Source organism: Micromonospora sp. RTBAU3-60 (assembly GCF_054963695.1).
In genome coordinates, this window is the sequence record NZ_JBUEGB010000084.1 from 1 (window position 1) to 25,458 (window position 25,458).

Sequence of the window (25,458 nt, forward strand, 5' to 3'; positions counted from 1 at the left end):
TGCACCTGGTCGGATTGCCGGCAACGGACAACCCGCTCGGCCTGGACACTCCGACCGTGCTCGCCGTCAGCCCGCTGCTGCGCGAACTGATCGTCGCCTACACCCACGACGGGAGCGGAGACAGCCCCGAACGGGCCCGCCTGCGCGCCGTGCTGCTCGACCAACTCCGGGCCTCTCCCCAGCAACCGCTGCACGTGCCTGCCCCCACCGAGCCTATGCTGCGCACCGTGTGCGCCATCTTGCGGGCTGACCCGGGCGACAACCGTACGCTCGCGGAACTCGGCCATGAGGTAGGCGCCAGCGACCGCACCCTGTCCCGGATGTTCCGCCGCGACCTCGGCATGACCTTCCCCCAGTGGCGCACCCAGCTACGCCTACACCACGCACTGATACTGCTGGCCGACAAGACGCCGGTCACCGTCGTGGCCCACCGCTGCGGCTGGTCGTCGGCCAGCGCCTTCATCGACGTGTTCCGCCACACCTTCGGCCATACCCCGGGCACCCACCCGGCCGCCTAGCTCACGACCGAATCGGCTCGTGGCGGGCTTCCGTCATAGGTTGGCGGATTATCGAAAGCGAAGGGCGGGCTCGACGCCCACGATCAACACGTGCGACGAAACGTTCCGATCGCGCCGCTTTCGGCCCGGCTCACGGATGCTCCCGCCTTGCGCGATGGCAACTCTCGTCCCGTATGTCGTCACTGAGGGTGCCTCCAAGGTGCAGGCACATCGCAGGGGTTGCTGCGCGCTGTGGTCCGTGGCATGAACGACGCCCCACACCTGCCAGCGAAAGAACAGCAAACCTCCGGAGTCGATGAACTTCGGCCATGGCAACGGGGCGGCCACCTCTCGAACCTGCGCTCCGGCAGAGTGCCTGCTGCGGTCGCCTGCGGAAGGGCGTGACAACCGGTATGACCCTCTGGGAAGCGCTCGCCCTGCTCGGCGGCGGGCTGACGGCGGGAGCCGTCAACGCGATCGCCGGCGGCGGATCGCTGATCACCTTCCCGCTGCTCGTCGCCCTCGGGCTGCCGGGCGTGGCGGCCAACGTCAGCAACGCCCTGTCGGTCGCCCCCGGCTACGCCGCGAGCGCGGTCGGCAGTCGCCCCGACCTGGCGGGGCAGGGCCACCGGATCCTCACGATCCTTCCCACGATCGTCACGGGCGCACTGTGCGGCAGCGGCATCCTGCTGTTCACCCCGCGCGGGGTGTTCGACATCGTCGTGCCGTTCCTGCTGCTGGCCGCCGCGCTGATGATGGCCTTCCAGAACAAACTCCGGGACCTGGCCGGACACCCGGGCGACTACTCGCCACGCAAGAGAAGGGTGCTGCTGCACCTGTCGGTCTTCGTCTGCGGGGTCTACGGCGGCTACTTCAACGCCGCGATGGGCGTCCTGCTGATCGCTTTCCTGGCTTTGGTGCTCGACGAGCCGCTGCGCCGTATCAGTGCCGTGAAGAACGTCTTCTGCGCCGTCGTCGGCGCCACCACGATCCTCATCTACGGCATCTTCGGCCCGGTCAACTGGGCCGTCGTCGGCATCCTCGCGCCCGCCACCATCGTCGGCGGCTACCTCGGCGCCCGCATCGCCCGACGACTACCGTCGCAAGTCCTGCGCTGGATCATCGTCGCCTTCACCGCAGCCGTTGCGCTCATCCTGCTGCTCACCTGAACCAGGATCCACCCGGACGCCACGAGCTGTCCTCACGCCCTCGCCGACGAAGCGTTCCGGTAACGACGCGCCGGGCCGCCGCGGGGTAGCGGCGGCCCGGCTGGCCATCAGGCGCTGGGTGCAGTCACGACTACCGCAACCGGTACGCCTTGATGACCGTGTAGTCGACGGTGGCACCGTCCGCGTACGCAGCGCTGGCGCGCAGCGACACGTACCCCTGCTCCGGCTGGTGAAGCAGGGCCAGGAAGCCGTCCTTGCCGGTCTTCTGCAGGGACACTCGCTGCCAGGTCGCGCCCTCGTCGTACGACACTTCGACGTTGACCGTCTTCAGGTCGGAGGCGGCCGCACCGGGCTGGCGCTCGATGCTGAGCGGGACCGGGAACACGCGTCCGCCGGGCGCGCTGTTGTCGAGGTCCAGCTCCGGCCGGAACGCGACCGAAGCGAGGGGCAGGGCTGTCGGCTGTTCGCCGGGCGTCTCGGCGGAACGGAACGTCCACTTGCCGCTGATCGACGTGCTGTTGTCCATCGAACCGTTCGCGCCGCGGGTCACCGCGTACTCCAGCCGGTAGGTGCTTGCCGCGGCGGGAACGGAGCCGCTCGCGTCGTAGAAGTACGTGGGCATGCTGGCAAGCAACTGATCATCCTTGTAGAGCGCCATCCGGCCGGTGTCCAGCCACGAGTACCCGGTGTGCCCGGCCTGGTCACCGAACACCGGCACGTTGAGGGCCATGTAGTTGCCCTGCCGGGTGAAGTACACCCGGTCCCCGTTGAAGATGGGCGCGGACGGCCCCTTCTGCCAGTCCACCACGTACCGCCGGCCCGGCTTGTACGTCAGGTCACCCGTCCAGAACTGCGTCCCGTACGGTCCCTGCGGTTCCCATCTGTTCCGCCACATCACGCCGTCGGCCGAGTAGTAGATGGTGCGCTCGCCGGGGATGGTGAACGGGATGGGCGCGGAGATCGCGCTGCCGCCGTCCGCCGGGAAGCCCCAGTTGTGCATGTACCCGGTTCGGTCGACCGGGCCGACCGAGTGGAACCGGTTGACCACAGTGGCCAGCTCGTCCTGCCGGACGGTGTGCCGGAAGTCGGTGAACAGGTCGCCGCGCCGGAACCAGACGAGGTCGTACTCGTAGGGCGAGTTGGTGAAGGTGCCGTCGGCGTTCGGTTGTGCCCACACGGTACGCACCTCGCCGGTGAGCGTGCCCGCGTCCGCCGGCACCGGGCCACCCAGGTTCGCCGAGTAGAGCTTGGCGAAGGTGGTCCCGCTGACCCGTTCGTCCAGCACGTACCCGGACGGCAGCGTCCGGAAGAAGCCGAGGTGGGCGCTGCGGCTGGCGGCCCCCTCGCGCGGCACGGTGACCGAGGCCGAGGTGCCCTTGCGGGCGTCCAGCACCAGCTCGGCGTCGCTGCCGGAGGTGACCGGGTAGACCGGCTGGGTCAGCAGGGTCGAGCTGGCGCCGTCGGACTCGTCCGTGATGATCGTCGCCTGTACGGCGTACCGGCCGACCCGCAGCGAGGTCGTGACGGTGCCCGAGGCGTGGTACGGCACCTTGTAGGTGGCGAAGTCGACGCCCACGACGCTGAGCGAGTAGTTGCTGGCCGGCGCGCCGTTGCGGTCGATGAGCTTGATGCTGAGCTTGCGCGACTCGTGTTCCTTGGTGATGGCCACCGGCACCCGGGCGGACACCGTGCCGTCCGGGGAGCTGGCCACCACAGCGCCGCTGAACAGGCCGGTGGCGCTGGTCACTCGGGTGTTGGCGGTGAGGGTGGCGTCGGCGGTGCCGCCGGCCGGGATGGTCAGCTGGCTCGGGCTCACCGTGAACATGCCGGCCGGGGCCGTCGATCCGTCGGGTCCGGTCGCCGGTGCGGTCAGGTTCAGGGTCACCGCGGCCGGGCCGTCATTGCGGTAGGTCACGGTCCGGTTCACCGGCACGTCGTCGTCAGCCGGGTAGGCCTGGGTGCCGAGTGCGAGACTGGTCGGGCTGGGCAGCACCGCCTGCTGGATGGCGCGGCCCACATCCACCCGGCCGGCGCCCTGCTGGAACGCGTTCAGCGCGGGGTTCGGCTTGGCCGAGGCGATCAGCTGCGCCTTCAGCGCGCCGGCGGTCCAACCCGGGTGCTGCTCGGCCAGCAGCGCGGCGGCCCCGGCCACGTGTGGGGTGGCCATCGACGTGCCGTTCAGCTGGGTGTACCCGGGGGCGTACTCCGGATAGTCGCTGTCCTTGGACAGCGCCGCGACGATGCCGACGCCGGGCGCGGTGATCTCCGGCTTGATGGCACCGTCGGAGCGCGGCCCCCGGTTGGAGAAGGGCGCCAGGTTCTCCTGCTTGTCCACCGCGCCGACGGCGAGCGCGGCGTCGGCGGTGGCCGGCGAGGAGACGCCTCCGTCGCGGCCGTCGTTGCCGGCCGCGATGACGAACAACGCCCCGGTCTTCGCGGTCAGCGTGTTCACCGCCGCCTTCAGCGGGTCGTCGCCCTCGTCCGGCCCGCCGAGACTCATGTTGATGACCTTCGCGCGCGGCGCCGCCCACTCCATGCCGGCGAGAATCGCCGACTCGGCGCAGTTCCTGGTTTCGCAGACCTTGCCGATCAGCAGCGAGGCGCCGGGGGCGACACCGCGGTACTTGCCGTTGGCGCCCGCCCCGGTGCCCGCGATGGTGGCCGCCACATGGGTACCGTGTCCGACCGGGTCGCTGGCGTCGGCGGCAGTGGTGAAATTCTGCTTCTCCGCGATCCGGCCGACCAGGTCCGGGTGGGTGTCGTCAACCCCGGTGTCCAGGACAGCGACCGTCACCCCGGCGCCGTCGTACCCGGCCGACCACGCCTGCGGCGCGCCGATCTGCGGCACGCTCTGATCGAGGCTGACCGTGCGTTTGGCATCCAGCCAGAGCTTGCCGATCCCCGAGCCCTTGTCGGTGGCATCGGCCCAGAAGGTCGCGGCCCGCTGCTTGTTCACCCGTACCGCCGAGCCGCGCACGCTGGGCAGCGCCCGAGTCACCCGGGACGCGCCGTCCGCGCGCAGCCGCGCCCGGCCGGCGGTCCCGGCGGTGTACGCGACGATGGTCGGCACCTCGCTCACCTGCGCGTCGTCGTAGCCCGCCGCGACCAGCCCGGTGATGTCGAACAGCCGGCGGTCCACCTGCCCGGCTGACACCAGCCGCAGCGCGTCGTTCGGCACAACGTACTGGTGGCCGTCCTGGGTGAACTGACTGAAGCCGATGTCCTCGCGCCCGGTAGCCGGGGCAATCGCGACCCGCTTGTCGGCCAGGTACACGCGGTCGCCGGTGACCAGGGTGACCCAGTGCCCATCCTCGGGACGGGCGGAAACGCCCACCTTCCAGTCGGACGTGCTGGACGTCCCCGGCGCGGCGACCGCCGGCAGCGCCGAGACGGCCCCCGCGGCCAGCACCGCGGACATCATTGTCGCCAGCTTGTAGAACCGTTTCTCCCGCACGTGCGCCTCCTGCCGAACACTGCTGATCAGGCCCGGGTAACTGTCCCGACCGGCATGAACTACCGGGAAATCCCAACCGGCCATAGCATCGGGTTATGGACCTGGAGATCCGTCATCTGCGCATGGTGACTGCGATCGCCGAGGCCGGCAGCATCAGCCGGGCCGCTGCGGGTCTCGGGTACACCCAACCGGCGCTGACCGCGCAGTTGCAACGGATCGAACGCGCCCTCGGCGGCCCGCTGTTCGACCGCGGCCGCCGCGGCACCCAACCCACCACGCTCGGCAGCATCGTCCTGAACCACTCGACCAGCATCCTGACCCTGTACGACGACCTGCTCCGCGACGTACGCCAGCGCGGGCCCGGCGACACCGACCTCGAAGCGCTGAGACTCGGCTCGATACCCGGTCCGCTGACCGCGCTGCTGTTGACCGCCGCCCGGGCGCTGTTCCCCCGTGCCGACATCTCCCTGCACGTGGCCGACACCGAGGAGGAACTCCTCGACCTGCTAGCCGGCGGGCGCCTGGAATTCGGGCTGGGCCTGGACTATCCCGGGTACGAGCTGACGTTGCCGCCCGAGCTCGACGACGTGGTACTCGCGGTGGAGCCCATCTTCGTCCTGCTCTCCGCAGGGCACTCGTTGGCCGGGCAGGCGGAGGTGGCGCTCGCCGACCTCGCCGCCGAGCAATGGCTCGCCGGTGAGGGCAAGGACGTGCGGATGCGTAGCATGTTCCGGGCCGCCTGCCGGCGTGCCGGCTTCACCCCCCGCCGGGTGCAGCGGATGAACGCCGCCGTCATCTTCCCGCTCATCGGCCAGGGCCACGGGGTGGCGCTCACCCACGCGTTGACCCAGGCCCGCCCGGGCGTTCTGATCCGACCGCTGGCCGGTGACCCGATGTGGGTACGCCAACGGCTCATCTGGCCCTCCGGTGGGCCGCTCGCGCCGCATGCGCACCCGCTACGGGACGCGCTCACCGCGGCGTACTGGGCGGAAGCGGGGAAATCCCCGGTCTACCGGGACTGGCTCGACCACCGCACCGTGTGACCAGGCGATCGAGGGCGTCGATCGCCAGTTGCCTGAGGTAGCCCGGAAACTGCGGCGTGGAGGTGGACGGACCGTGGTTGGAGCGCACGGGCTCACCGGCAGGACACTGGGCGGCGACAATAGCTGCTGCTGCCATCGCCCGGGGCGTGTCACTGGCATCGAGGAGATCGCTCTGCCACTGTCCACGCGGCCAGTCTCACCTGCCCCGGCTCGGCCGCCGGCAGCGTCACCAACCGGTACGGCTCAGCGGGTCCGGTAGCGCGCGTAGATCAGTCCACTGTCGAAGGCACGCTCCTCGACCAGTTCGAGATCGAGGCGCACGCCGTCGGGGAAGAACCGCTTGCCGCCGCCGACCACGCTCGTGGTGATGAACAGGTGGTACTCGTCCACCAGGCCGGCCGCGATCGCCTGGGCCGCGAGGTTCGGGCCGTCGACGGTGAGGTCGCGATCAGCCTCGGCCTTGAGCTTGCGCACCGCGTCCGGGTCGAACGTCCGCTCGATCCTGGTCTTCGCGCTGGACACCGACTCCAGCGTCGTGGAGTACACGACCTTCTCCGCGGCCTGCCAGTCGCGGGCGTACTGCAGGATGTGCGGCGGCTGGTCGGGCTTGGTGTGCGCGGTCTCCCAATAGACCATCGTCTCGTATATCCGTCGGCCGTAGAGGTACGTGCCGACGGGGCGGAAGAGGTCGTTAATGAACGTATGCACCTCGGGATCTTCGGCCCCGGTGCCGAGGTCGCCCTCCGCCGCCTCGACGTAGCCGTCGAGCGAGGTGACCATCGAGTAGATGAGCTTTGCCATGCGTCTGCTTCCTACTTCTTGCTCGTAGTTGAGTGGTTCGGATGTTTCGCTCTCCGCCTCGCGGTGGTTGGGCTGGAGTCCTGGACCGGCAGTCTGGTCCGGTGGCGATCGGTCCGGTCCTGCAGGATCTGCTTCACCACAGGGTGTGGGGTGTGCAGGGCGATGTCGGGGTCGCCGGCTCTTTGCAGGATGTTGATCGCGGCGTTCACGTCTGCCTGCCACACCACCCCGCACCGGGTGCAGTGAAACCGGTCCCCAATACGTCGGCCGAAGTCGCCGCAGCGGTGACAGGTTTGTGAGGTGTAGGCGGCGTTGACGGGAACGAGCGCAGAACCTCTACGCTCCGACACGCTCTTCAGCGCCTCCGCGGTGACTCCCTTGGTCCACGCCGCGAGACGCCGATTGATGTTCTTCCCGAGCTTCTTTCGTCCGGTGAACCGTTTGGTGAGGTCTTCAGCGATCACCGTGCCCGCCTTGTCGACGACCTCGTGCACGGCGGTGAAGATCTCCGTACGCACCCGCGCCCGATGCCGGGCGGCCTGCCGGCCCCGCTTCACCATGCCAAGGTTGTTGACCTTGATCCGATGCGCTTTCGCGTGATCACCACGCATCGCAGCGGTGTTCGCGATCGAGCGCAGCTTCGCCCGACGTCGGTTGCGTTCCTTCAACCGATCCGACTCACGGGTGAGCAGGTCGCCGAGTTGTTCACCGTGGGGCTGGCCGTCGGAGTCGGTCAGGGCTTCGGTGTAGCCCTTGTCCACCCCGACCCTCGCCTCGCCGCACGGCCGCTGCGACGACCGCATCTGCGACGCGTCGATCTGGTAGTGCACCTCCACCCGGCCGCCACGCAGGATCAGCCGCAACGTCCCCGCCGGGACCACGGTCGTGGACAGCGGGATCTTGACCATCTTGCGGCGTTCCAGGCCGGGAACGGACAGCCACAACCGGCCCCGCCCATCAACGAGGGTGTTGTACTTGTCGGCGCGCACCACGATCTGATCGTGGGTGCGGTTGCGGCCACGCTTCCAATGCTTGCGCATCTGCCGGGCCAGGAACGGATCAGCGGCCCATTGGTCGGCCTTCAGCTCGGTGAACATTCGCTTGCGCTCGGCCGGATCGTTGGTGCGTCGGCTGATCGCCCGCCGGACCTGCGCTTTGGCCGCCTCCAGGTTCGCGGCGATGTCGGCCATGGCGTCGCGGACGGTTTCCTTCCACGCATTCGCCAACACGGCGAACTGCGCGTGCGTGCCGTCGGCCAGCCATCGGTCGCGCACCTGCCGGTCGGTCAGTCCGGACCCGACTCCGAGGATCGAGCCGTAGCGTTGCCACACCTCGCTGCGCACCCGGCCCAACCGGCGGGCCTGCTCCACCAGGGCGGCGTACTTGCCCGGATTCAGCCGGGCCGAGTAGGCGATCCGGGTGACCTTCACCGGTCACCCTCCATGATCAAGTCCGCCCTCTTCAACTCCTTCTCGTAGCGGCGCAGACCGTCCAGCCGGCACGAGAAGGAGTTGACGACCGTCAGGAGGTCCTCGACCAACTCCTGCCGTGGAGACAGTGTCTCCTGGTTGACGACGACGATCTCGCAGCCGCCGCGCCCAGCCAGATGCTCCACCAGGTCGAAGCCGAACCGGGCCAACCGGTCCTTGTGGGCCACCACCAGCGTGGCGACCTCACCCCGGTCGACCGCATCCAACAACGCCAGGAATTTCGGGCGGCGAAGGTTCATCCCGCCGCCGACCTCGCTGACCCACTCGTCCACCGCCAGACCGCGAACCAGGCAGCGAACTGTTGCATCGCTGCCACCTGCAAGGCCAATTCCGACTTCTGACTCGGCGACGAGACCCGGCAGTACACCACCACCTTCCGCCGGTCCGCGTCGAAACCCGGCTGCAGCACCCTGCGCACATCAGAATCGTCGAAATACCGCTGCCCCGACGGCAGACGACGGGCCGTGATCCGACCCTCCGCCTCCCACCGGCGCACTGTGCTCACCGAACGGCCCACCCGCTTGGCAAACTCACCAATCCGATACACGCTACCCACAACAGTCAACTATGGACAGCCCTAGAAAGGAAAGCAATCACTAGTCGCTGCTACTTCGGGTACGAGCCAGTCCAGCTCCACCGACCCGGCCAACACGAACCCCGCCCAGGTGAGCACCGCCTGCGAGGGGTCGCGCAGGATCGTCGCCCAAATTCCCGGCGCGAACACCCCTGCGGCTACCGCCACCGTCCAGGTTATGGGCAACCTGATCAGCCAGCGGAGCTCGCGGCGTTCAGGGCTGACCACCCCTCTATGCCGGAGCTCCGCTGCTTCGCATTCACGACACGCGTGGCAGCCTGCCGAACCACCTAACTGAACGGCGTTGCCTCTAGGCCGCCGGAATCACGCGGAACGCAGGCCTCGGCGTCAACCCGGATCCGGGGGGGCGCTGACAGCATCTGTCGATTTGCCCTGACGCCGTGGTGTTGCTAAACGCGCTGAGCGAGGCGCTGGGCTTGCCCGTGATGCATATCGCTTACCCACTCCCAGCCGGGCTTGGCCGATGGGCCGACCCGCGGGTCACTGGCAATATCGCCCTCAGGCAAAGCGAGCACGTACGCCCGATCCCGCTCGATCCGTGCGTGGACCTGATCGGCTTCGGCGACTGACCCGTGGCCGGGGATAACGACATCGACGTCGCCCGCCACGCTCTCCAGCAGTCGCAGCGCGGCGAGGTAGTCCTCGATCGGCTCTGCGGCGCCGTTCAAGTCGAGCATCGGAATCAAGACATCAGATAGCACGTCGCCGGCGACGAGAACCCTACGCTCCTCGATCAACAACGAGGCATGGCCAGGAGCATGCGCCTGATGCTCGATAATCCGGACTTCAGGACCATCCCAAGGAATCCGCGCCGTCCCGGCCGGCAGGCCGGTAATGTCGCCGAGCAGGTCCAGTGGCACCTGGTCGGCGACCTCCGGCGGGAGCATTCCGGCGACGCGGGCCTTCGCACCCGCATCCGACAACTTGGCCTGGACGGTAGCCGCGCAGCCCGCCGTGCCGTAACGAGGTGCCGCGCCAAGGCTTTCGTGCCACAGCAGGTGATCCCAATGAGGATGCGTCGAGAAACCCGCCACAACGCTCTGACCCAGATCCGAGAGGTCATTCGCGAGGCAGGTTATCTCGTCGCCCGTCACTCCGGGATCGATGAGCAACACGCCGGCCCGGCCTTGCACGACAACGGCGTTGCTCTCAAGGAACTCGCTCTCGTGGATCAGCACACCTTCCGCGACCTGCCTCAGCACGGTGTCCCCCTTCGCTTGTGATTTTGCTATCGCCCGTCGGCACGGTAGTACTAGTGGTGGTAGATTGCAAGCACTATGGGCGAAACGAATGGGCCGCGGTCGGAGTGCCCGATCAACGCCGCCATCGAGGTGTTCGGCGATCGCTGGAGCCTGCTCGTCCTCCGCGACATCGTCTTCGGAGATCGTCGCTATTTCCGGGAGCTGCAGGCCAACTCTATCGAGGGGATCGCCTCAAATATCCTCGCCGACCGACTCAAGCGACTCGTCGAGTCGGGGCTGCTCACCCGTGAGGACACGCGACCCGGCCAGCGGGCCCGCTACAGCCTGACCGAACCGGCGATCCAACTCGTACCCGTGTTCGCGCAGCTCGGCAGTTGGGGGCTCCGCCACCGTCCCACGAGCTCCGCGCTGCGCGTTCCCGCCGAGCTGCTCGAACAAGGCGGTCCCGCGTTCTGGCAAGAGTTCATGGACGAACTTCGCCACTCACACCTTGGCTCCGATACCCAACCGCGATCACCGAGCGTTCGCGAGCGCCTGAACGCGGCCTACCTCGCTGCTACCAACTCCACGTAGCTACCAGGCAGTCGACCATGTCCAAGGGCGCCGACGGACGCCGCCCGAGCTGCCCCGCCTGCCCGAACTCTTCGCCGGCTGCGGCGCGGCGGCCGCACCGGCGTGTCGCGCTGGCCGCGCCCGAGATCGGCGCACCCACTCCGCTCAGCTCGCCGCCGCAGCTCGTGTGGCAGGCCGAGGACCGCGGCTGGTCGCCGCTGATCCCGGGAGCCGCGGCGTTGCGCCGCGCGGTGGAAGGAGCGATATGTGCTACGGCTTCCTCCATGCCTGATCCGGCCGGTCGGCTATCGTGAGGATCAGGTCGATGAAGTCCGATCCCCAGCGATCGATCGTGCTCGCGTCGAGCGCGTCCGGCTCGTACTCGATGCAACACCGCAACTCGCCCGGCGGAACCACCAGGAAAGTCCAGACGAACCCGCCGCGGAGAAAGGACGTCGGCCGTTCTTCCGGCACGACCACCGGTTCGACGCTGGTCGCGAATCCGGTGTCGTCCTGAGCCAACGGTGAGTTGATGTAGTTGAATATCGGCATCAGGGCGCGCGGATCCGCAGCGCCACCCATCAGGCCGGGCGTCATCTCAACGATCGTCGGAAATGGAAGTGGATGCCGCCGGGCGTCCGCACCAGCTTTACGCGCAAGCAGCATGAGGTCCCGGAAGGTCTCGCAATCTCCGAATTCCAGGCGAAGGGGAACGGGATTGACGAAGAATCCGATCGTGTCGTAGAACTCCGGGCTCGGACGGCCACTGCTCGAGGTGAACAGGGTGATATCGGACCGACCGACGACTCTTTCCGCGAGCACCATGAACGCCGCCAGGAAAACGTGCCAGACACTGCACCGATTCTGGGCCGCGCTTGCCGAGACCTTCGCAAAACTGCCGGGATCGATGGTGAAGTTCCCGATCGCGCTCCGTGGCGTCATCGTGTCGGGACCATGCGGCCGGTCAGCCGGCATGGTGAACATCTCGGCGCCCGCCAGCTTGCCCGACCAGAAGCGGCGCGCGACCGCCGCCCTCTCGCTCTGCAGGAACTCCTGTTCCCAGACTGCGAACTCCCGGTACGGGGCCGGGGTCGGGAGCATGTGCGGTACCCCGGTCACCCTGGCCTTGTAGCAGGCCGCGATCTCGCGTCGGAGTACGTCGGTCGACCAGCCGTCACAGAAGAGGTGGTGCGTTTGGAGGGTGAGCACCGCGTCATGGTCGTCGAATCGATGGAGGGAGGCGCGCAACGACGGCTTGGCGGAGAACGACATCGTCTTTTCGCTCAGTTGGGTGAGCAGGTCGATGGCCAGTTCGTCGCGCGATTCCCCGGGTGTCACGGCGATGTCGCGCACGGTGAGCGGGACCGGCAGCGGCGGCAGCACCTCCTGGAATCCGATGTTGCCGTCCGTCTCGTCGTAATGAACTCGGGTACGCAGGGACTCCTGCCGTTCCACCACATCGTCGAGTGCGCCCTTGAGCGCATCGATGCGCAGTTCTCCCTTGATGCGGAGAGCCAGTGCGATGACATGCTTCGGTGCGCGCGCCAAACCACTCGGGTCCTGCTGCCGGGAACTCAGCGGATACTGGGTAGCGGATTCTACGAGGATCTCCGATTGGTCCATGGCAAGCCCCATGATCTGTAGATCGGCATCTCGGCTGCACCCGGATAAAACGCGCGTCGCTCTCGGGCTGTCGGTCCGGGCATTCCTCTGGCGACGGTACTCAAGGCGTCAGCTCCGGGCACCTTCGTACTTGCCCGCCGCTCGTTGAGCTCGCAGCACGCTCGGAGGTGCTTCGGGAACCCGGCCAGCCGGATCGTGGTGCGTATCCACCGTGTCCGTTCGGGGGCGATCGGTCGGGTGGATTCGAACGCTTCCCCGACATGACCCTATCCGTCGCAGAGACCAAACTCTCCGACAGCGCGGCATCCCGCGTCGTGGATCCGCACCAGGCGGGACGGTAGCCGGCAGCTCGCCGCTTGCCAGAACTGGCCCCGCGACAAGTAGCCGAATCACCTCCGGGTGACGGCGCCGATGGCTACCGCCGTCGGCGCCGGCGCCCGGGAGACGGCGCCGATGGCTACCCGCCATCGGCGCCGTCGCGTCTGTTGGCACATCGGGGCCGGCAGCCCCGTACCCCTAACGGCGCCGCACCGCGCAACCGGGTCAGGCATCCTCCGGCCGCCGGCCCACCTCAAGCTGAATACCGACGTCACGGGTACTCGCGATATCCATCGCCGCACTTTTGCGGGTGCCGCCGGCTCACTCCCTGGCAACGATCAGGGGACCGCTGAACCCACCAGGAAGGGTCCGACCATGAGCGAAGCGCACGGCAAGCCCGAGGAAGGTGCTGAGGTTCCCGCCGTTCCGGGAGAAGCCGACCATTCCGGCCTGCTGCCCCGCCCAGCCCACGACCGGAACGTGAGCCCGGTGACCGAGTCGGCAACGAGCCGAGCTGTCCTCGTCACCGGGGCAGCAAGCGGCATGGGATGGGCCATTGCGAAGCGATTCGCGGCGGCGGGCGACCGGGTGGCGATCCTCGACAAGGCGACGGCCGGCATCGCTGAGAAACTGAAGGAGGAGCTGGACGGCACTGGGCACGTCGTCGTCCAGGCCGACCTGGTCGACAGCGACGCCGTGCTGAAGGCGGTGGACTCGGCCGCCGAGCAGCTCGGCGGCCTGGATGTCCTGGTCAACAACGCCGGCGTCTTCACCTTGCACCCGATCACCGAGGTGAGCTACGAGGTCTGGCAGCAGCACTGGCAATCCACCTTGGGGCCCAACCTGATCGGCGCGGCCAACGTAACCTGGTGCGCGGTCAGGCACATGAAGGAGCGCGGCGGACGGATCATCAACGTCTCGTCGCGGGGCGCGTTCCGCGGCGAGCCCGAAGCGCCGGCCTACGGGGCCAGCAAGGCGGGCCTGAACTCCTTCGGCCAATCACTGGCGCTCGCGCTCGCGCCGCACGGGATCTCGGTCTCGACCGTGGCACCCGGATTCGTGAGGACCCCCATGGCCAAGCCGTACCTCGAGGCGCCGGGCGGCGACGCGATCAGGGCACAGAGCCCGTTCGGCCGAGTCGGCGAGCCGGACGAGATCGCCGCGGGCGTGTTCTATCTGGCCTCCGACAAGGCCGGGTGGGCCAGCGGTGCGGTACTCGACCTGAACGGCGCCTCCTACCTGCGGACCTGATGAGCGGCGGCCGTTGCGGCCTGGCTGTGCTGTCCAGGGAGGTGGGTCGAGGTTGTGTGACGACTCGGCCTGAGTGGTGGACGGGTGAAGGCCTCCGGTTGTGACGTGGAGCTGTCGGTGAACCGCTCGCACGACCAGGAGGCCTTCGTCCAATAGTCCGCGTCCTGACCACGGGGGCATGGGCAGGGCTGCATTGTCCGGCAACGCTCGCCTGGCTTCGCTCGCACGCGCCGACGTGGACGGTTACCTGCTGGGCGAGGATCGGGCACGGCCATAGCGCGGTGGTCCGGGCGGCCGATGTCGCCCGGACCGGCTCGATCCTCAGAATGTCCGCTGGTACGCGCGTGCGGCGTCCAACCGGGTATGTGCCATCGCGACCGCGGCGTCGGCGGGCAACAAACCGGGGCTGGCCGTGATCCGATCCAGCAGTTCGAGGGTGTTGGCCGTGATCCGCTCGGCGATCTCGGTGAACGCCTCTGCCCGGGTACGGCCTCGGTGCTCGGCGGCCGCACAGATCACGCCACCCGCGTTGACGATCACGTCGGGCACGCTGAGCACGCCGCGCCGGGCGAGGACGACCTCCGCCTCTGGTGTGACCGGCAGGTTCGCGCCTTGAAGAATCGTCCGCGCCCCAACGGCGTCGACGTTGCCCATGTGCACGGCGTCCCCTTGGGCGGCCGGGATCAGGATGTCGCACTCGACGGTGAGCAGTTGGTCGCGCTCCATCGTTTTCACGTCGTGGTACTCCGCGATCGGCCCGATCCGCTGGAACGCCACGAGCGCGTCGATGTCAAGGCCGTCCTGGTCGTAGACGGCGCCGGTGATGTCGGACACCGCGACGATGCGCGCGCCGAGGCGGGCCAGCTCGCGGGCGGCATATTGCCCGACGGCACCGAAGCCTTGGACGGCCACCCGGGCGCCGGCGAGCTCAAGGCGGTTGGCGACGTTGAGCGCCTCCGCGCACTTCGCCACGCCGTAGCCGGTGGCGCCGATCTCGTTGAGTGGGATGCCGCCCAGCGCGCTGGGCAGGCCGACCGATCGGCCGATCTCGTCGCGGATCCACGCCATCGCCGTCTCGTCGGTGCCCACGTCAGGCCCGGGGATGTAGTCCACGAGGTGGCGGATCGCGTGCGCGAAGGCGCGGATCACGGACTGCCGCGCGGCGGGGTCGAGCGGCGCGTCGATGTGGATGCCGGACTTTCCACCGCCGTGTGGCAGCCCAGCTACGGCGTTCTTGATCGTCATGGCGCGAGCGAGCCGGGCGACCTCGCCAACGGTGACTGTCGGGGTCATGCGCACGCCGCCGACGGCCGGGCCGAGCAAGAGGTTGTCGAGCACGACGATGCCCGTCGCGCCGGCCGGCAACTCGAAGAAGTGGACGGCCGTGGGGCCAAGATCGTCGGCCGGCCACGCTGAAGTCTTCTGCATCATGACCTCACCGTCGTCCCGGTGCGAACTGTCGCGCTCGTGCCGAGGGCGACGTGCCCGCGCCCGGCGGCGAATACCAGTATGACTTGAGCATGAATATGACCTCCAAAGCCGAAGGGCGACCGTCCTGTCGAGTCTCACCGGGCCATCAAGTCATGCTCAACGGTGAAATTGCCGTCCCCGTCACCGAAGAGGCCGCCCGGAAAAGGGCTCCCCCGTCGAACGGGACCGGTTGAGCACAAGGGGTACGGCCGCTTCCGGCCAGCGGTATTCGGCTCGAATTCGCAGTCCATCAAGGATTGCTGCGCCGGTCGTAGCGCGCTCGGCGCGGCGATATCAGTCAACGACATAGAGGGTGCGGGTGCTGCCGACGGCCTGGTGCCCGACACAGCTCATGCGTGTCGACGCGGAGGAGGCCACAGCGGAAAGCGCGCCTTTGACGTCTTCGAGTATTGGCTCCTGGCCAGGCGTCAGCCAACGCCGTCCTCAGGCTCGCGATGCCTGGCGGGGTTGTCTTCTCCCATGTTGCCGGCATCGGTCGCCTGATGACGCACGCATGGAGACGCCGCGGTGCGTGGCTCGCGCTCATGCTGGACACGACGTCATCGAGCGGAGGAAAGGCGACATGGCGGACCATGACGTGATCGACCAGCTGCGTGCGGAAACGAGCGGACCGATTCGCGTGGTGGCAGCGTCGACCCTCGCCGCCTTCGCGGCCATGGCGCAGAAGGCGCAGCACGACTTCGAATGTGCCGTCAACAACGGCCTCGTGGCGTACGGCGCGCCGACTCCGGTCGCCTTGCTTGTTTGGTGGCAGGCCGAGCGTGATGCCGCGATCGCCGCGACGTCCGCGGTCTCTGCGGGAACTGGCGAGAAGGCACATGCGGAGGCAATTGAAATCCTGGACATCGTGCGTCCGCCGCAAGCGAGCCAGCCGCAACGGCGGGGCTGGCCATGGTTCCGGGCAAACCTGAGGGGAACATCGGGCTATGAATCAAGGCAGCAATCTGAACGTTGCCGTCCTCGGAGCTGGGCTCATCGGGCTCGATCTCGTGACCAAGATCAAGCGTTCCAGATTCCTTGATTGCCAGTTGGTGGTCGCGCGCGACGAGCAGAACCGCGGCTTGCGGAGCGCGGCGGCAATGGGCTGCCGGACGGCCGGCGGCGGAGTCACCTCGTTGGCTGCTGACCCCGTGAACTTCGATGTCGTATTCGACGCCAGCAACGCGGCATCCCACGCCGCGCACTGGGAGTACCTGGAAACCCTTGGGGCGTTGGTCATCGACCTGACGCCGAGCAGGATCGGACACATGATCGCGCCCACCGTCAACGGGACTGACGCGCTCGTGCACCGCAACGTCAGTCTGATCAGCTGCGGCGGTCAGACGGCGATCCCGGTCCTGCATGCGCTCACGCAGCGGTACTCGCCCAGTTACATCGAAGTGGTGACCACCGCGGCCAGCATGAGCGTCGGCAGGGCCAGCCGGTTGAATCTCGACGAGTACGTCGAGACGACGCAGGCCGCGATACGTGCCTTCACCGGGGTGCCCGATGTCAAGGTCCTGCTCAACCTCAGCCCTGCCGAGCCGCCTCCCACATTCAGGGTGGCGATATCGCTGATCGGCGATGATTTCGACCCGGACGTGATCCGCAAGCACGTGACCGCGGTAGCGGAGGAGGTCCGGACGTTCGCTGCCGGGTTCGACATCACCGCGTGCAGCGTGGTCGACGGAAAGGCATTCATCGCGATCGAGGTGGAAGCCTCGGGCGACCTGATCCCGAGCCATGCGGGGAACCTCGACATCATCAACTCGGCCGCCATCTTCGTCGCCGAGCAGTACGCAGCGGCCCGCCTGGTCACCGAGGAAAGGACCGTGAGCTGACCATGAAACAGGGTATGCACGAAGACGCAGCGAAGACCCGGCCGGTGACCATTCACGACCCGACGCTGCGCGACGGTCAGCATGCGATTCGTCACCAGCTCGGTCGCGATCAGCTCCGGCGCTACGCCGCCGCGGCGGAGGCCGCTCGCGTCCCGGTGGTGGAGGTGGGCCACGGCAACGGCCTGGGGGCGTCCTCGCTCCAGGTAGGTAGGGCCGCGCTGACCGACGCCGAGATGCTCACGACGGTTCGGGAGCAGCTCTCGCACAGCAAGATGGGCGTGTTCATGCTGCCGGGATGGGCCACGACACGCGACCTGAAGGAAGCGATGAACCATGGCGTCGACGTGGTGCGGGTCGGTGCCCACTGCACCGAGGGCAACACCATGGAACGCTATCTGGGTTTCCTCCGGGACGCCGGGGTGGAGGCGCAGGGCGTGCTGGTGATGAGCCACATGGCCGCACCGGGACGGCTGGCTGAGGAGTGCCGTCGGCTCGTGGACTACGGCGCTTCGGCCGTGGGAATAATGGACTCCGCTGGGCACTACCTGCCCGAGGACGTCAGCGAGCGGGTTGCCGCCATGGCCGCCGCCGTCGACGTACCCATCATCTTCCACGGGCACAACAACCTCGGGCTGGCGGTGGCCAATTCCGTAGCCGCGGCGCGGGCCGGCGCCACGATCATCGACGCCTGCGCCAGAGGATTCGGCGCGGGCGCCGGCAATACCCAGCTCGAGGTCGTGGTGCCGGTGCTCGAGCGGAGCGGCTTCTCGACGGGCATCGACCTGTACGCGCTGCTGGACGCGGCGGACCTGGCCGGGCGGGAATTCGTGCCCACACCGCCGACCATCGACTCGGTGGGCATCGTGAGCGGGCTTTCGGGCGTGTTCTCCGGATTCAAGAACCCGGTGCTCGACGCCGCGAGGCGAGAGAACCTGGATCCGCGTGACATCTTCTTCGAGCTGGGCAGGCGCCAGGCGGTGGCCGGCCAGGAAGATCTGATAGCTGACGTTGCCGTGACCTTGAGCAGAAGCAAGGCCAGTAACGCGAGTTCGGCGTATTAACAGAGTCCGTCCTGCCGGGCACCGACCGGGCCGCTGCCCGCACCCTGCCGCGGACTCTGCACCAGGCGCTCACCGACGAGGAGGCGGACCGGTGGCCGCCGGGCTGATCGCCTGTCTCGGGGAGCGCACCCACCGGCGCGCCGCCTGACGTGCCTTCCCTCGACCCCTGGGAGTTGCCGTGCGCATCCTGATCCTGAACTGTCCGAGCAAGACACACCTGTACGCGCTGACGCCGCTCGCCTGGGCCCTGCGTACAGCCGGGCACGAGGTGCGGGTGGGCACCCAGCCGGACCCGGTCGGGCTGACCGCCGAGGACGTCGCGCACACCGGCCTGACCGCGGTGTCCCTCGGCCCTCCGATCGACGTCACCGGGATGGTGGCCGAGAAGGCCGCCGAGGCGGAAGCGGCCGCCGTCCCGGACGCGGCCGCCGTCCCCTACGAGAACGGGCGGAAGTCGGTGCAGGCCGACTACGTCGCCGGCGACCCGTACCTCGAGTTGGAGGCGCTGGCCAACTGGCACTTCACGACCTTCAACCCGGACCCGGTGATCGACGCCGCGGTGAGCTTCACCCGGGCCTGGAAGCCGGACCTGGTGCTCTGGGACGGCATGACGATGGCCTACGCCGGCCCGGCCGCCGCCCGGGCCTGCGGCGCCGCGCACGCCCGCCTGGTGATCTGCACCGACGCGCTGGTGCAGCTGCGGAACGCGGCGCGGGCGGCGGACCCGGAGCGCGACCCGATGCGGGCCGCCCTGGAGCCGATCCTCGCCCGGTACGGCCTGGACTTCACCGAGGACTCGGTGACCGGCCAGTGGTCGGTGAACGCGATGCCGCCCTGGACCTGGCAGCCGGACGGCATCGACTACCAGATGGTGCGGGCGGTGCCGTTCAACGGCCCGTCGATCGTCCCGGAGTGGCTGTACGCCGAGCCGGACCGCCGGCGCGTCTGCCTCACGCTCGGCCTGTCGTTTCGCGAGCTGAACGCGGGCGCGTCCCTGGGCGACATGCTGGACGCGGTCGCCGACCTGGACGCGGAGGTGGTCGTCACGCTCACCGCGGAGCAGCGCGCCGCCCTGCCGGCCCTGCCGGGCAACGTCCGCCCGGTCCCCTTCGTGCCGCTGACCGCGCTGCTGCCGACCTGCTCGGCGATCGTGCACCACGGCGGGTACGGCACGGTCGCCTCGGCCACCCATTACGGGGTGCCGCAGCTGCTGGTGCCGGGCAAGTTCGGCGGGGACAAGTTCTGGGGCCCGCTGGCGGTCGTCACCGCCTTGGAGGAGCGGGGCGCCGGCGTCTACGTCAGCGACCCCGGCCGGCTCACCGCCGACGTCCTGCACGGCCACCTGCGGCGGGTGCTGGACGACCCGTCGTACGCCCGCAACGCCGAGCGTCTGCGCGCGGAGACCGCGGCGGTCCCGTCGCCCAACGACGTCGTGCCGGAGATGGAGAAGCTGACCGCCCTCCACCGCGCCGGGTAGCGGGCACGCCAGCTCATCGTGGCCGGGGCCGTCGAGTTCGCCCCGACGCCCCGGCCCGACGACCGGCGACTGCTCGTCCCACCGTTCCAGAAGACGGCGTTCCGGCGGGCAACCGGCCGGCCGCTGATACCGGTGACGCAGACCAACCACAGCCGGTCGCGGCGCGGGGTGCGCGTCACCGCGACGCCGCCGGGCTGCGCCAAGTAGGTGTACTGCACGCGCGGCGCGGCCTTCGACATCGTGGTGGACATCCGGGTGAGCTTGGCGGCGTTCGGCCGGAACCTCGGGCTGCCGCTGCCCACCGGCATGCCGCTGATCCTCTCCTCGCGCGGCCAGGTGGCGCCCGCCCTCGCCGAGGCGGAGCGACAGGGCTGTCTGCCGCGGTACGAGGACTGCCAGGCGGTGAAATTCACCTGTGGCATTGAGGCGGCCGGCGGCGGGGTGTGCGCCCGCCGCCGGCCCGGCGTTCAGAGGTGGACCGGCAGTGCGAGGAGGCCGTTCATGATGAACGTGCCCTGCCCGGCCAGTTCCTTCGGCTCCACCGCAAGCCGCAGTCCCGGGAAGCGCGTGAACAGCGCCTCCACCGCGAGGCGCGTCTCCATCCGGGCCAGGGCCGGGCCGATGCACCGGTGCAGGCCGTGCCCGAACGCGACGTGCCGCTTGTCCGCGCGCTGGACGTCGAACTCCCCCGCGGCGGCGCCGTGCACCTCCGGGTCGCGGCCGGTCGCGGCGTAACCGACCAGCACCGGGTCACCCCGGGAAATGGTCACGCCGGCGATCGTGACGTCCTCCGTCGCGAACCGGAACGGCAGGTGCGCGACCGGCGCCTCGGTGCGCAGCGTCTCCTCCACCACGTCGTCCCAGTCCACCCGGCCGCCCGCTGCCAGGGCGCGCTGGCCGGGCCGGGTGAGCAGCGCCGCCACAGTGTTCGTGATGAGGTTCCTGGCCGGCTCGGCGCCGGTATTGAGCATCAGCTGCGCCAGGCCGACCAGCTCGGCATCGGACCCGTCGCCCGCGCCGGTCACCGGGCACCCGCCCGGCTGGGCCGCGATCATGTCGCTGATCAGGTCCTCCCCCGGCTCCCGGCGCTTCGCCGCGACCAAGGCCTCGATCTTGCCCCGCAGCCGGGCGAACTCCGCAGCCGCTTTCTGCGGGGTCGACTCGACGTACCCGGCGCGGTCCAGGATGCCGTCTGGGTCGCCGTCGGGCACGCCGAGCAGTTCGCCGATCACCCGCGACGCAACCCGGTGCGCGTACCGCTCCTTGAGGTCGACCGGCTCGCCCGGCCGCTCGGCCGCGTAGCGGACCAGGTCGTCCAGCGCGCCCGTCACGACCCGCTCGACGCGTGGCCGCAGCGCGGCGATGCGCTGCGGGCTGAACGCGCGGGTGACGAGCCGGCGCTGGCGGGCGTGCGGCTCACCGTCCGCGGTCGACATGTTGTCCATCCGGGCCCAGGCGATCAGCGGGAAGTCCGGGCCGAGGCTGCCGTCGACGTACGCCGGCCAGTGCCGCCGGGCGTTCTTGGCGAACCGCTCGTCTGACAGGACCTGCCGGGCGGCGTGGTAGCCGGTCACCGACCAGGCCGCGACCCCGCCGGGCAGCAGCACGCGGGTGACCGGCCCGCGGGCCCGGAGCTGGGCCGCCTCGCCGTGGATGTCGGTGCCGGCGGGATCGATGACGAACAAGGAATCGTTGTCCACATCTACCTCCTGTGAGGACGGATCGGTGCAGGTCACTCCCCATCGTGGCCAGTGATCACCGGCGCGGGCGTCTTCCACGGTGCGCTGCCGACCGGCGGGCGGCGGCGCGGCCCGACACGCAAATCAGGAGAATCACCGGGACATGGCTTCGTCGAGCCGGTGAGCCACGCCTGGTGGTCGAGCTGCGACGCCCGTACCCGGGACCGTCTGACCCGGGCCACGCGCGGATGGAGCCCGGGGTCGGCGGTCTTGGCTCCGCCGGCCCCGGGAGTCACGGTGCGCTCAGCGGCGCGTGCGCACGAGGGTGCCGGGGCTGCTCGGCCGGCCACGAATCGTGCTTCTCTGGGCCATCCCGTCAGACATCGTCATTGGCCACTTCCGCGGCTCGGCGCCATGGACCGGTGCGGGTCCGGCGGCCGCCAGCTCACGATCTGGTCAAGCACCAGCTTGGCCAGGTCCGGCGTCACGTCGTCGGGTCGTTCGGTGGGGGGCGGCGGTGTGATCCGGCACCGACCCGGGCCAGTCCGGGGCAGCACGAAGTCGGGCTCATCGGTCATCACCGTCACCGCGACGGCGTCGGGGGGCGCCATCGCGGGCTGGTCGTTGCGGCAGGCCAGCAAGAAGGCGAGCCAGGTCCGGTACGACACCAGCAGCTCCGAGAAGGCCAGGGGCGGCTTGTCGAGGCCATGCCGCTTCGCCAGCTCCGCCAGCCCGTTCCTCATAAGCTGCTCCATCCCCGCGACGCAGGACCACGGATCGCCATCCAGGTCAGGAGAAGGATGGCCGCCGGCGCCCAGCTTGGCCTGGAACTCCGCGAACCCCTCAGTGACGTGGTCCGTACCGGGCCAGGTTGGCTGCACCAGGATGGCGGTGACCTCCCGGGCGGCGCTCAGGCGGCTGGCGATGTGCAGGGACAGGCCCGCGGCGCTGCAGTGGCTCACGACGAACACCCGCTGGTCAGTTGCTGCGGAGGAGTCGCCGGAGCGGAAGCTGGCAACGGCCTCGTCCGCCAGTTCCGGCAGGGAGGCGTAGAGCCGGTCCCCGGACAGCGCGCCACGCGGATCCACCTGGTAGATCCGCTGATCGGTGGCCACGTCGCTGAGCAGTTGGCTGAGCCGGGGCGCTCCGTTGAGCGCCTGGAAGTCGGCGACCAGGACTGCCGCTCCGTCCCCGGAGCTGAGTTGGCTGCAAATTCGTCCGGTGCCGGCGACGGGGCGCATCGGTGTTTCCTTTCGTCAGGCGCTGCAGCTCATCAGCAGCAACGGGACTTCCGCGTCCCCTCGAAAATGAACGTGCTCGCGGGCTCGAGTTCGGCGGGCGGAACGGCCGCTCACGCTTCAGATGCCGCCGTCTATGGCCGCGACGGCGCGCTCCACCGCGATTCGCGTGTGGTACAGGTCGTCGGGTTCTTGAGGCATGTCGAAGACGAATGTGCGGGCGCCTCCCTTCAGGTACGTCGTCACTGCCTGTGCCACCTCGTCGTAGCTCCCCACCAGGTAGGGGCAGAACGTGTGGTGGTACCGGAAGGGAACCAGCCAGTACGCCCCTCCCTCCCCTTCATCGGCGATAGGCACGGAAGCGAGCTGAGGCTGCCAGGACGACACGGCGGCGGAGAGGAGCAATTTCATCCTCTCGGCCCCTGCCGGGTCGGCCGGGAACCGCTTGCGCGCGATCCGCCACGCCTCGGACGAGTCGTCACGGGCGATGATTCCGATGCTGATGCCGGCGCCGAACTTGTTCTTGCGAGCATCCGGACTCGCGAATTCGGCCGGCAGCAACGGGAAGGAGAGCTGGCTGATGCCCAGCGACTCTCCCGCCTGCAGGCTGGCTGCCGACGAGCCGGACACGTACGCCGTGGGCAGCAGGTCGGCGGGCACCGGGGTGGTGAGCCGGGCCCGCCGGAAGTTGTAGTACTGGCCCGCGTAACTGGTCAGGCCGCCATCGAGCAGCATTCTGACGATCGTCACGTACTCGATGAGCCGGTCGTATCGGGCGTCGTGCGACAGAACATCACCCTGGACGCGGAGATCACGGCTGAATCCGCCGCTGACGAAGTTGAGGTCGACTTGCCTGCCGTACAGGTGGGCCAGGGACGACACCGCCCGGGCCAGCGCGAACGGGCTCTTGTCCAGCGGCTGCACCGCGATGAGCGGCACGAAGGTGGCGGTGTTCGCGATGGTCGCCTGGGCCGACATCCAGGCGTCGATCGAGGTGTTGTCGCTGTACAGCAGGGCGCCGCGGTAGCCCGCGTCATCGGCCCACCTGGCGGTCTCCAGCAGCTTGCGCAGGTGGGAATCCTGGCCGTACCCAATGCTGGATCGACATGTCGAGTAGATGGTTACACCGCTGGCGGCCAGGTCCATCGTCCCTCCTCCGGGCGTCGTCTTGCGGATCAGGGCTGTCCGATCGCGGGCAGCGGCGCCTGACTGGCGATGCCGCTGACGGATGGATTGGCGAGGAAGTTCTGCAGACTGATCTTGATGCCGAGCTGGTCTTCCAACCGGGCGACGAGTACGGCGCCGAGCAGCGAATGCCCGCCCAGGTCGAAGAAGTTGTCGTCGACGCCGACCCGGTCCACCCCGAGCACCTGGGCGAACAACTCGCACAGGGCCTGCTCGGTCGGGGTCGACGGCTCCCGGGTCGGGCCTGCGGCGTAGTCCGGGGCCGGCAGCGCCCGCCGGTTCAGCTTCCCGTTCACCGACATCGGCAACTCATCGATGGCCACCACTGCGGACGGCACCATGTATCCGGGCAGGGCCCGGCCCACCGCGGCCCGCATCCCGGCCGCGTCCACCTCATCAGCCTTACCGGCCGCGGGCACCACGTACCCGACCAGGCGGCGGTCACCCGGGCGGTCCTCCCGCAGCACCACCACGGCTCGGGCCACCCCGGGCTGAGTGGCCAGCACGGCCTCGATCTCGCCCAGCTCGATCCGGAAGCCCCGAAGCTTGACCTGCTCGTCGACCCGGCCCAGGAACTCCAGCTCCCCGTCAGCCCGCCAGCGCACCAGGTCGCCGGTCCGGTACATCCGCTCACCGGACCCGAACGGGCAGGCCACGAACCGCTCCGCGGTCAGCCCGGGCCGGTTCAGGTATCCCCGCGCCAGGCACGGCCCGGCCAGGTACAGCTCCCCGGGCACCCCGGCCGGCACCACGCCCAGCCGCTCGTCGAGCACATAAGCTCGCACATTCCACATCGGCCCGCCGATCGGCGGAGTCTCCCCGCCGGACAACTGCCTGCTCATCGTCGTGCCCACGGTCGCCTCGGTCGGGCCGTATCCGTTGTACATCCGCCGGCCCGCCGACCACGCGGCGACCAGCTCGCCGGAGCTGGCCTCGCCACCGACGATGAGACACTCCAGGTCGGGCACCTTCTCGGGTGTCGCCCCGGCGAGGGCGCTGGGCGCCACCATCGCATGGGTGATGCGGAGCTCGTTGAACGCCTCGGCCAGGACCTCCCCGGCCAGCGGCCACTGCTCGGGAAGAACCAGCGCCGCCCCGGCGGTCAGCGACAACAGCAGCTCCACGAGTGACATGTCGAAGCTCAGCGAGAGCAACTGCGCCACCCGTGACCCCGGCCTGGACTGGAAGGTGTGCACCAGGAACGCCGCCAGACTCGGCAGACCCCGGTGGCTGACGACGACGCCCTTGGGCCGCCCCGTGGACCCGGACGTGTAGATCACGTACGCCGGATGGCCGGGCAGCAGCGGCGCGATCCGCTCCTGATCGGTGACCTCGCCGTCGGGCTGCCCCGCCACCGCTGCGGCCACCTGCGGGTCGTCGAGGATGACCCGCACGCCCGCGGCGGGAAGTTCGGCGCCGACCTGCCGGGTCGTGAGCATCGCGACCGGCGCGGCGTCGGTGAGCATGTACGCGATCCGGTCCGCCGGGTACCCGGGATCCACCGGCAGGTAA

Annotated in this window: 20 protein-coding genes and 2 pseudogenes; 10 read left to right on the forward strand and 12 right to left on the reverse strand. The window is 69.2% G+C overall.

The genetic code is table 11. From position 1 onward, the window contains the following. Window positions 1-518: helix-turn-helix transcriptional regulator (locus tag ACY34I_RS36075; protein WP_462759637.1), on the forward strand; the 518-nt coding region annotated here is incomplete at its 5' end. Between the two features lie 392 nt (window positions 519-910). Further along, window positions 911-1,666, forward strand: coding sequence for a sulfite exporter TauE/SafE family protein (locus ACY34I_RS36080; RefSeq protein ID WP_462759638.1), 756 nt, complete (start codon window positions 911-913; stop codon window positions 1,664-1,666). 130 nt (window positions 1,667-1,796) lie between these two features. Here the strand turns inward: ACY34I_RS36080 and ACY34I_RS36085 are convergent, their stop codons facing one another. After that, entirely contained in the window at window positions 1,797-5,120 is a 3,324-nt protein-coding gene (locus ACY34I_RS36085; RefSeq protein WP_462759639.1) for a S8 family serine peptidase, read from the reverse strand. Window positions 5,121-5,215: 95 nt separating this feature from the next. On the opposite strand from ACY34I_RS36085, the gene ACY34I_RS36090 reads away from it, so the two are divergent. After that, window positions 5,216-6,163, forward strand: a complete 948-nt coding sequence (locus ACY34I_RS36090) for a LysR family transcriptional regulator (RefSeq protein WP_462759640.1) — start codon at window positions 5,216-5,218, stop codon at window positions 6,161-6,163. Here the strand turns inward: ACY34I_RS36090 and ACY34I_RS36095 are convergent. The 5 genes and pseudogenes from ACY34I_RS36095 to ACY34I_RS36115 form a co-directional block, all read right to left on the reverse strand. Continuing rightward, window positions 6,090-6,326 (reverse strand): annotated as a pseudogene (locus ACY34I_RS36095) (DUF4259 domain-containing protein); the annotation flags it as partial. The gene ACY34I_RS36090 and the pseudogene ACY34I_RS36095 sit on opposite strands and share 74 nt — an antisense overlap. An 80-nt stretch (window positions 6,327-6,406) precedes the next feature. Further along, window positions 6,407-6,964, reverse strand: a complete 558-nt coding sequence (locus tag ACY34I_RS36100) for a dihydrofolate reductase family protein (RefSeq protein WP_462759641.1) — start codon at window positions 6,962-6,964, stop codon at window positions 6,407-6,409. 11 nt (window positions 6,965-6,975) lie between these two features. Continuing rightward, on the reverse strand, window positions 6,976-8,394 hold the full coding sequence (locus tag ACY34I_RS36105; protein WP_462759642.1) for an RNA-guided endonuclease TnpB family protein: 1,419 nt from the start codon (window positions 8,392-8,394) through the stop codon (window positions 6,976-6,978). Next, window positions 8,391-9,010, reverse strand: a pseudogene (locus ACY34I_RS36110) (IS607 family transposase). Before ACY34I_RS36110 ends, ACY34I_RS36105 begins: the two are co-directional and overlap by 4 nt. Before the next feature lie 428 nt (window positions 9,011-9,438). Then, a complete protein-coding gene (locus ACY34I_RS36115) occupies window positions 9,439-10,251 on the reverse strand; it encodes an MBL fold metallo-hydrolase (protein WP_462759643.1) in 813 nt (270 codons plus the stop codon). Between the two features lie 75 nt (window positions 10,252-10,326). Here ACY34I_RS36115 and ACY34I_RS36120 point away from each other — a divergent pair, with 75 nt between their 5' ends. After that, the gene (locus tag ACY34I_RS36120; protein WP_462759644.1) at window positions 10,327-10,824 is read left to right on the forward strand and encodes a winged helix-turn-helix transcriptional regulator; all 498 of its coding nucleotides are present in this window, start codon (window positions 10,327-10,329) and stop codon (window positions 10,822-10,824) included. Between the two features lie 249 nt (window positions 10,825-11,073). On the opposite strand, the gene ACY34I_RS36125 is transcribed toward ACY34I_RS36120, so the two are convergent. After that, a complete protein-coding gene (locus tag ACY34I_RS36125) occupies window positions 11,074-12,426 on the reverse strand; it encodes a condensation domain-containing protein (RefSeq protein WP_462759645.1) in 1,353 nt (450 codons plus the stop codon). A gap of 693 nt (window positions 12,427-13,119) precedes the next feature. On the opposite strand from ACY34I_RS36125, the gene ACY34I_RS36130 reads away from it, so the two are divergent. Next, window positions 13,120-13,995 (forward strand): SDR family NAD(P)-dependent oxidoreductase, encoded by an 876-nt coding sequence (locus ACY34I_RS36130; protein ID WP_462759646.1) that lies wholly within the window; start codon window positions 13,120-13,122, stop codon window positions 13,993-13,995. 321 nt (window positions 13,996-14,316) lie between these two features. Here ACY34I_RS36130 and ACY34I_RS36135 read toward each other — a convergent pair whose 3' ends face one another. Continuing rightward, a complete protein-coding gene (locus ACY34I_RS36135) occupies window positions 14,317-15,426 on the reverse strand; it encodes a Glu/Leu/Phe/Val family dehydrogenase (RefSeq protein WP_462759647.1) in 1,110 nt (369 codons plus the stop codon). 622 nt (window positions 15,427-16,048) lie between these two features. Here ACY34I_RS36135 and ACY34I_RS36140 point away from each other — a divergent pair. The 5 genes from ACY34I_RS36140 (at window position 16,049) to ACY34I_RS36160 (ending at window position 20,051) form a co-directional block, all read left to right on the forward strand. Next, entirely contained in the window at window positions 16,049-16,507 is a 459-nt protein-coding gene (locus tag ACY34I_RS36140) for a hypothetical protein (protein WP_462759648.1), read from the forward strand. Further along, window positions 16,476-17,306: an acetaldehyde dehydrogenase (acetylating) gene (locus ACY34I_RS36145; RefSeq protein ID WP_462759649.1), complete on the forward strand. Its 831-nt coding sequence runs from the start codon at window positions 16,476-16,478 to the stop codon at window positions 17,304-17,306. The genes ACY34I_RS36140 and ACY34I_RS36145 overlap by 32 nt, the downstream gene beginning before the upstream one ends. 2 nt (window positions 17,307-17,308) lie before the next feature. Further along, window positions 17,309-18,367: a 4-hydroxy-2-oxovalerate aldolase gene (dmpG, locus tag ACY34I_RS36150; RefSeq protein WP_462759650.1), complete on the forward strand. Its 1,059-nt coding sequence runs from the start codon at window positions 17,309-17,311 to the stop codon at window positions 18,365-18,367. Between the two features lie 178 nt (window positions 18,368-18,545). Further along, complete coding sequence (locus tag ACY34I_RS36155; RefSeq protein WP_462759651.1) at window positions 18,546-19,844, forward strand: nucleotide disphospho-sugar-binding domain-containing protein; 1,299 nt, start codon at window positions 18,546-18,548, stop codon at window positions 19,842-19,844. A gap of 18 nt (window positions 19,845-19,862) precedes the next feature. Then, on the forward strand, window positions 19,863-20,051 hold the full coding sequence (locus tag ACY34I_RS36160; RefSeq protein ID WP_462759652.1) for a hypothetical protein: 189 nt from the start codon (window positions 19,863-19,865) through the stop codon (window positions 20,049-20,051). Window positions 20,052-20,311: 260 nt separating this feature from the next. Here ACY34I_RS36160 and ACY34I_RS36165 read toward each other — a convergent pair whose 3' ends face one another. From ACY34I_RS36165 to ACY34I_RS36180, 4 genes are all read right to left on the reverse strand, one after another. Beyond that, on the reverse strand, window positions 20,312-21,544 hold the full coding sequence (locus ACY34I_RS36165; protein ID WP_462759653.1) for a cytochrome P450 family protein: 1,233 nt from the start codon (window positions 21,542-21,544) through the stop codon (window positions 20,312-20,314). Window positions 21,545-21,909: 365 nt separating this feature from the next. After that, a complete protein-coding gene (locus ACY34I_RS36170; protein ID WP_462759654.1) occupies window positions 21,910-22,764 on the reverse strand; it encodes a hypothetical protein in 855 nt (284 codons plus the stop codon). A 117-nt stretch (window positions 22,765-22,881) separates the two neighbouring features. Then, window positions 22,882-23,907: an LLM class flavin-dependent oxidoreductase gene (locus ACY34I_RS36175; RefSeq protein ID WP_462759655.1), complete on the reverse strand. Its 1,026-nt coding sequence runs from the start codon at window positions 23,905-23,907 to the stop codon at window positions 22,882-22,884. Window positions 23,908-23,936: 29 nt separating this feature from the next. Then, the coding region (locus tag ACY34I_RS36180; protein WP_462759656.1) for a non-ribosomal peptide synthetase at window positions 23,937-25,458 on the reverse strand (1,522 nt) is incomplete at its 5' end.

What these genes read in the sequence shown, in the direction of transcription:
- ACY34I_RS36080 (WP_462759638.1), top strand. Translation starts at nt 911, where the DNA reads ATGACCCTCTGGGAAGCGCTCGCCCTGCTCGGCGGCGGGCTGACGGCG.
- ACY34I_RS36090 (WP_462759640.1), top strand. Translation starts at nt 5,216, where the DNA reads ATGGACCTGGAGATCCGTCATCTGCGCATGGTGACTGCGATCGCCGAG.
- ACY34I_RS36100 (WP_462759641.1), bottom strand. Translation starts at nt 6,964, where the DNA reads ATGGCAAAGCTCATCTACTCGATGGTCACCTCGCTCGACGGCTACGTC.
- ACY34I_RS36120 (WP_462759644.1), top strand. Translation starts at nt 10,327, where the DNA reads ATGGGCGAAACGAATGGGCCGCGGTCGGAGTGCCCGATCAACGCCGCC.
- ACY34I_RS36125 (WP_462759645.1), bottom strand. Translation starts at nt 12,426, where the DNA reads ATGGACCAATCGGAGATCCTCGTAGAATCCGCTACCCAGTATCCGCTG.
- ACY34I_RS36130 (WP_462759646.1), top strand. Translation starts at nt 13,120, where the DNA reads ATGAGCGAAGCGCACGGCAAGCCCGAGGAAGGTGCTGAGGTTCCCGCC.
- ACY34I_RS36135 (WP_462759647.1), bottom strand. Translation starts at nt 15,426, where the DNA reads ATGATGCAGAAGACTTCAGCGTGGCCGGCCGACGATCTTGGCCCCACG.
- ACY34I_RS36140 (WP_462759648.1), top strand. Translation starts at nt 16,049, where the DNA reads ATGGCGGACCATGACGTGATCGACCAGCTGCGTGCGGAAACGAGCGGA.
- dmpG (WP_462759650.1), top strand. Translation starts at nt 17,309, where the DNA reads ATGAAACAGGGTATGCACGAAGACGCAGCGAAGACCCGGCCGGTGACC.
- ACY34I_RS36170 (WP_462759654.1), bottom strand. Translation starts at nt 22,764, where the DNA reads ATGCGCCCCGTCGCCGGCACCGGACGAATTTGCAGCCAACTCAGCTCC.
- ACY34I_RS36175 (WP_462759655.1), bottom strand. Translation starts at nt 23,907, where the DNA reads ATGGACCTGGCCGCCAGCGGTGTAACCATCTACTCGACATGTCGATCC.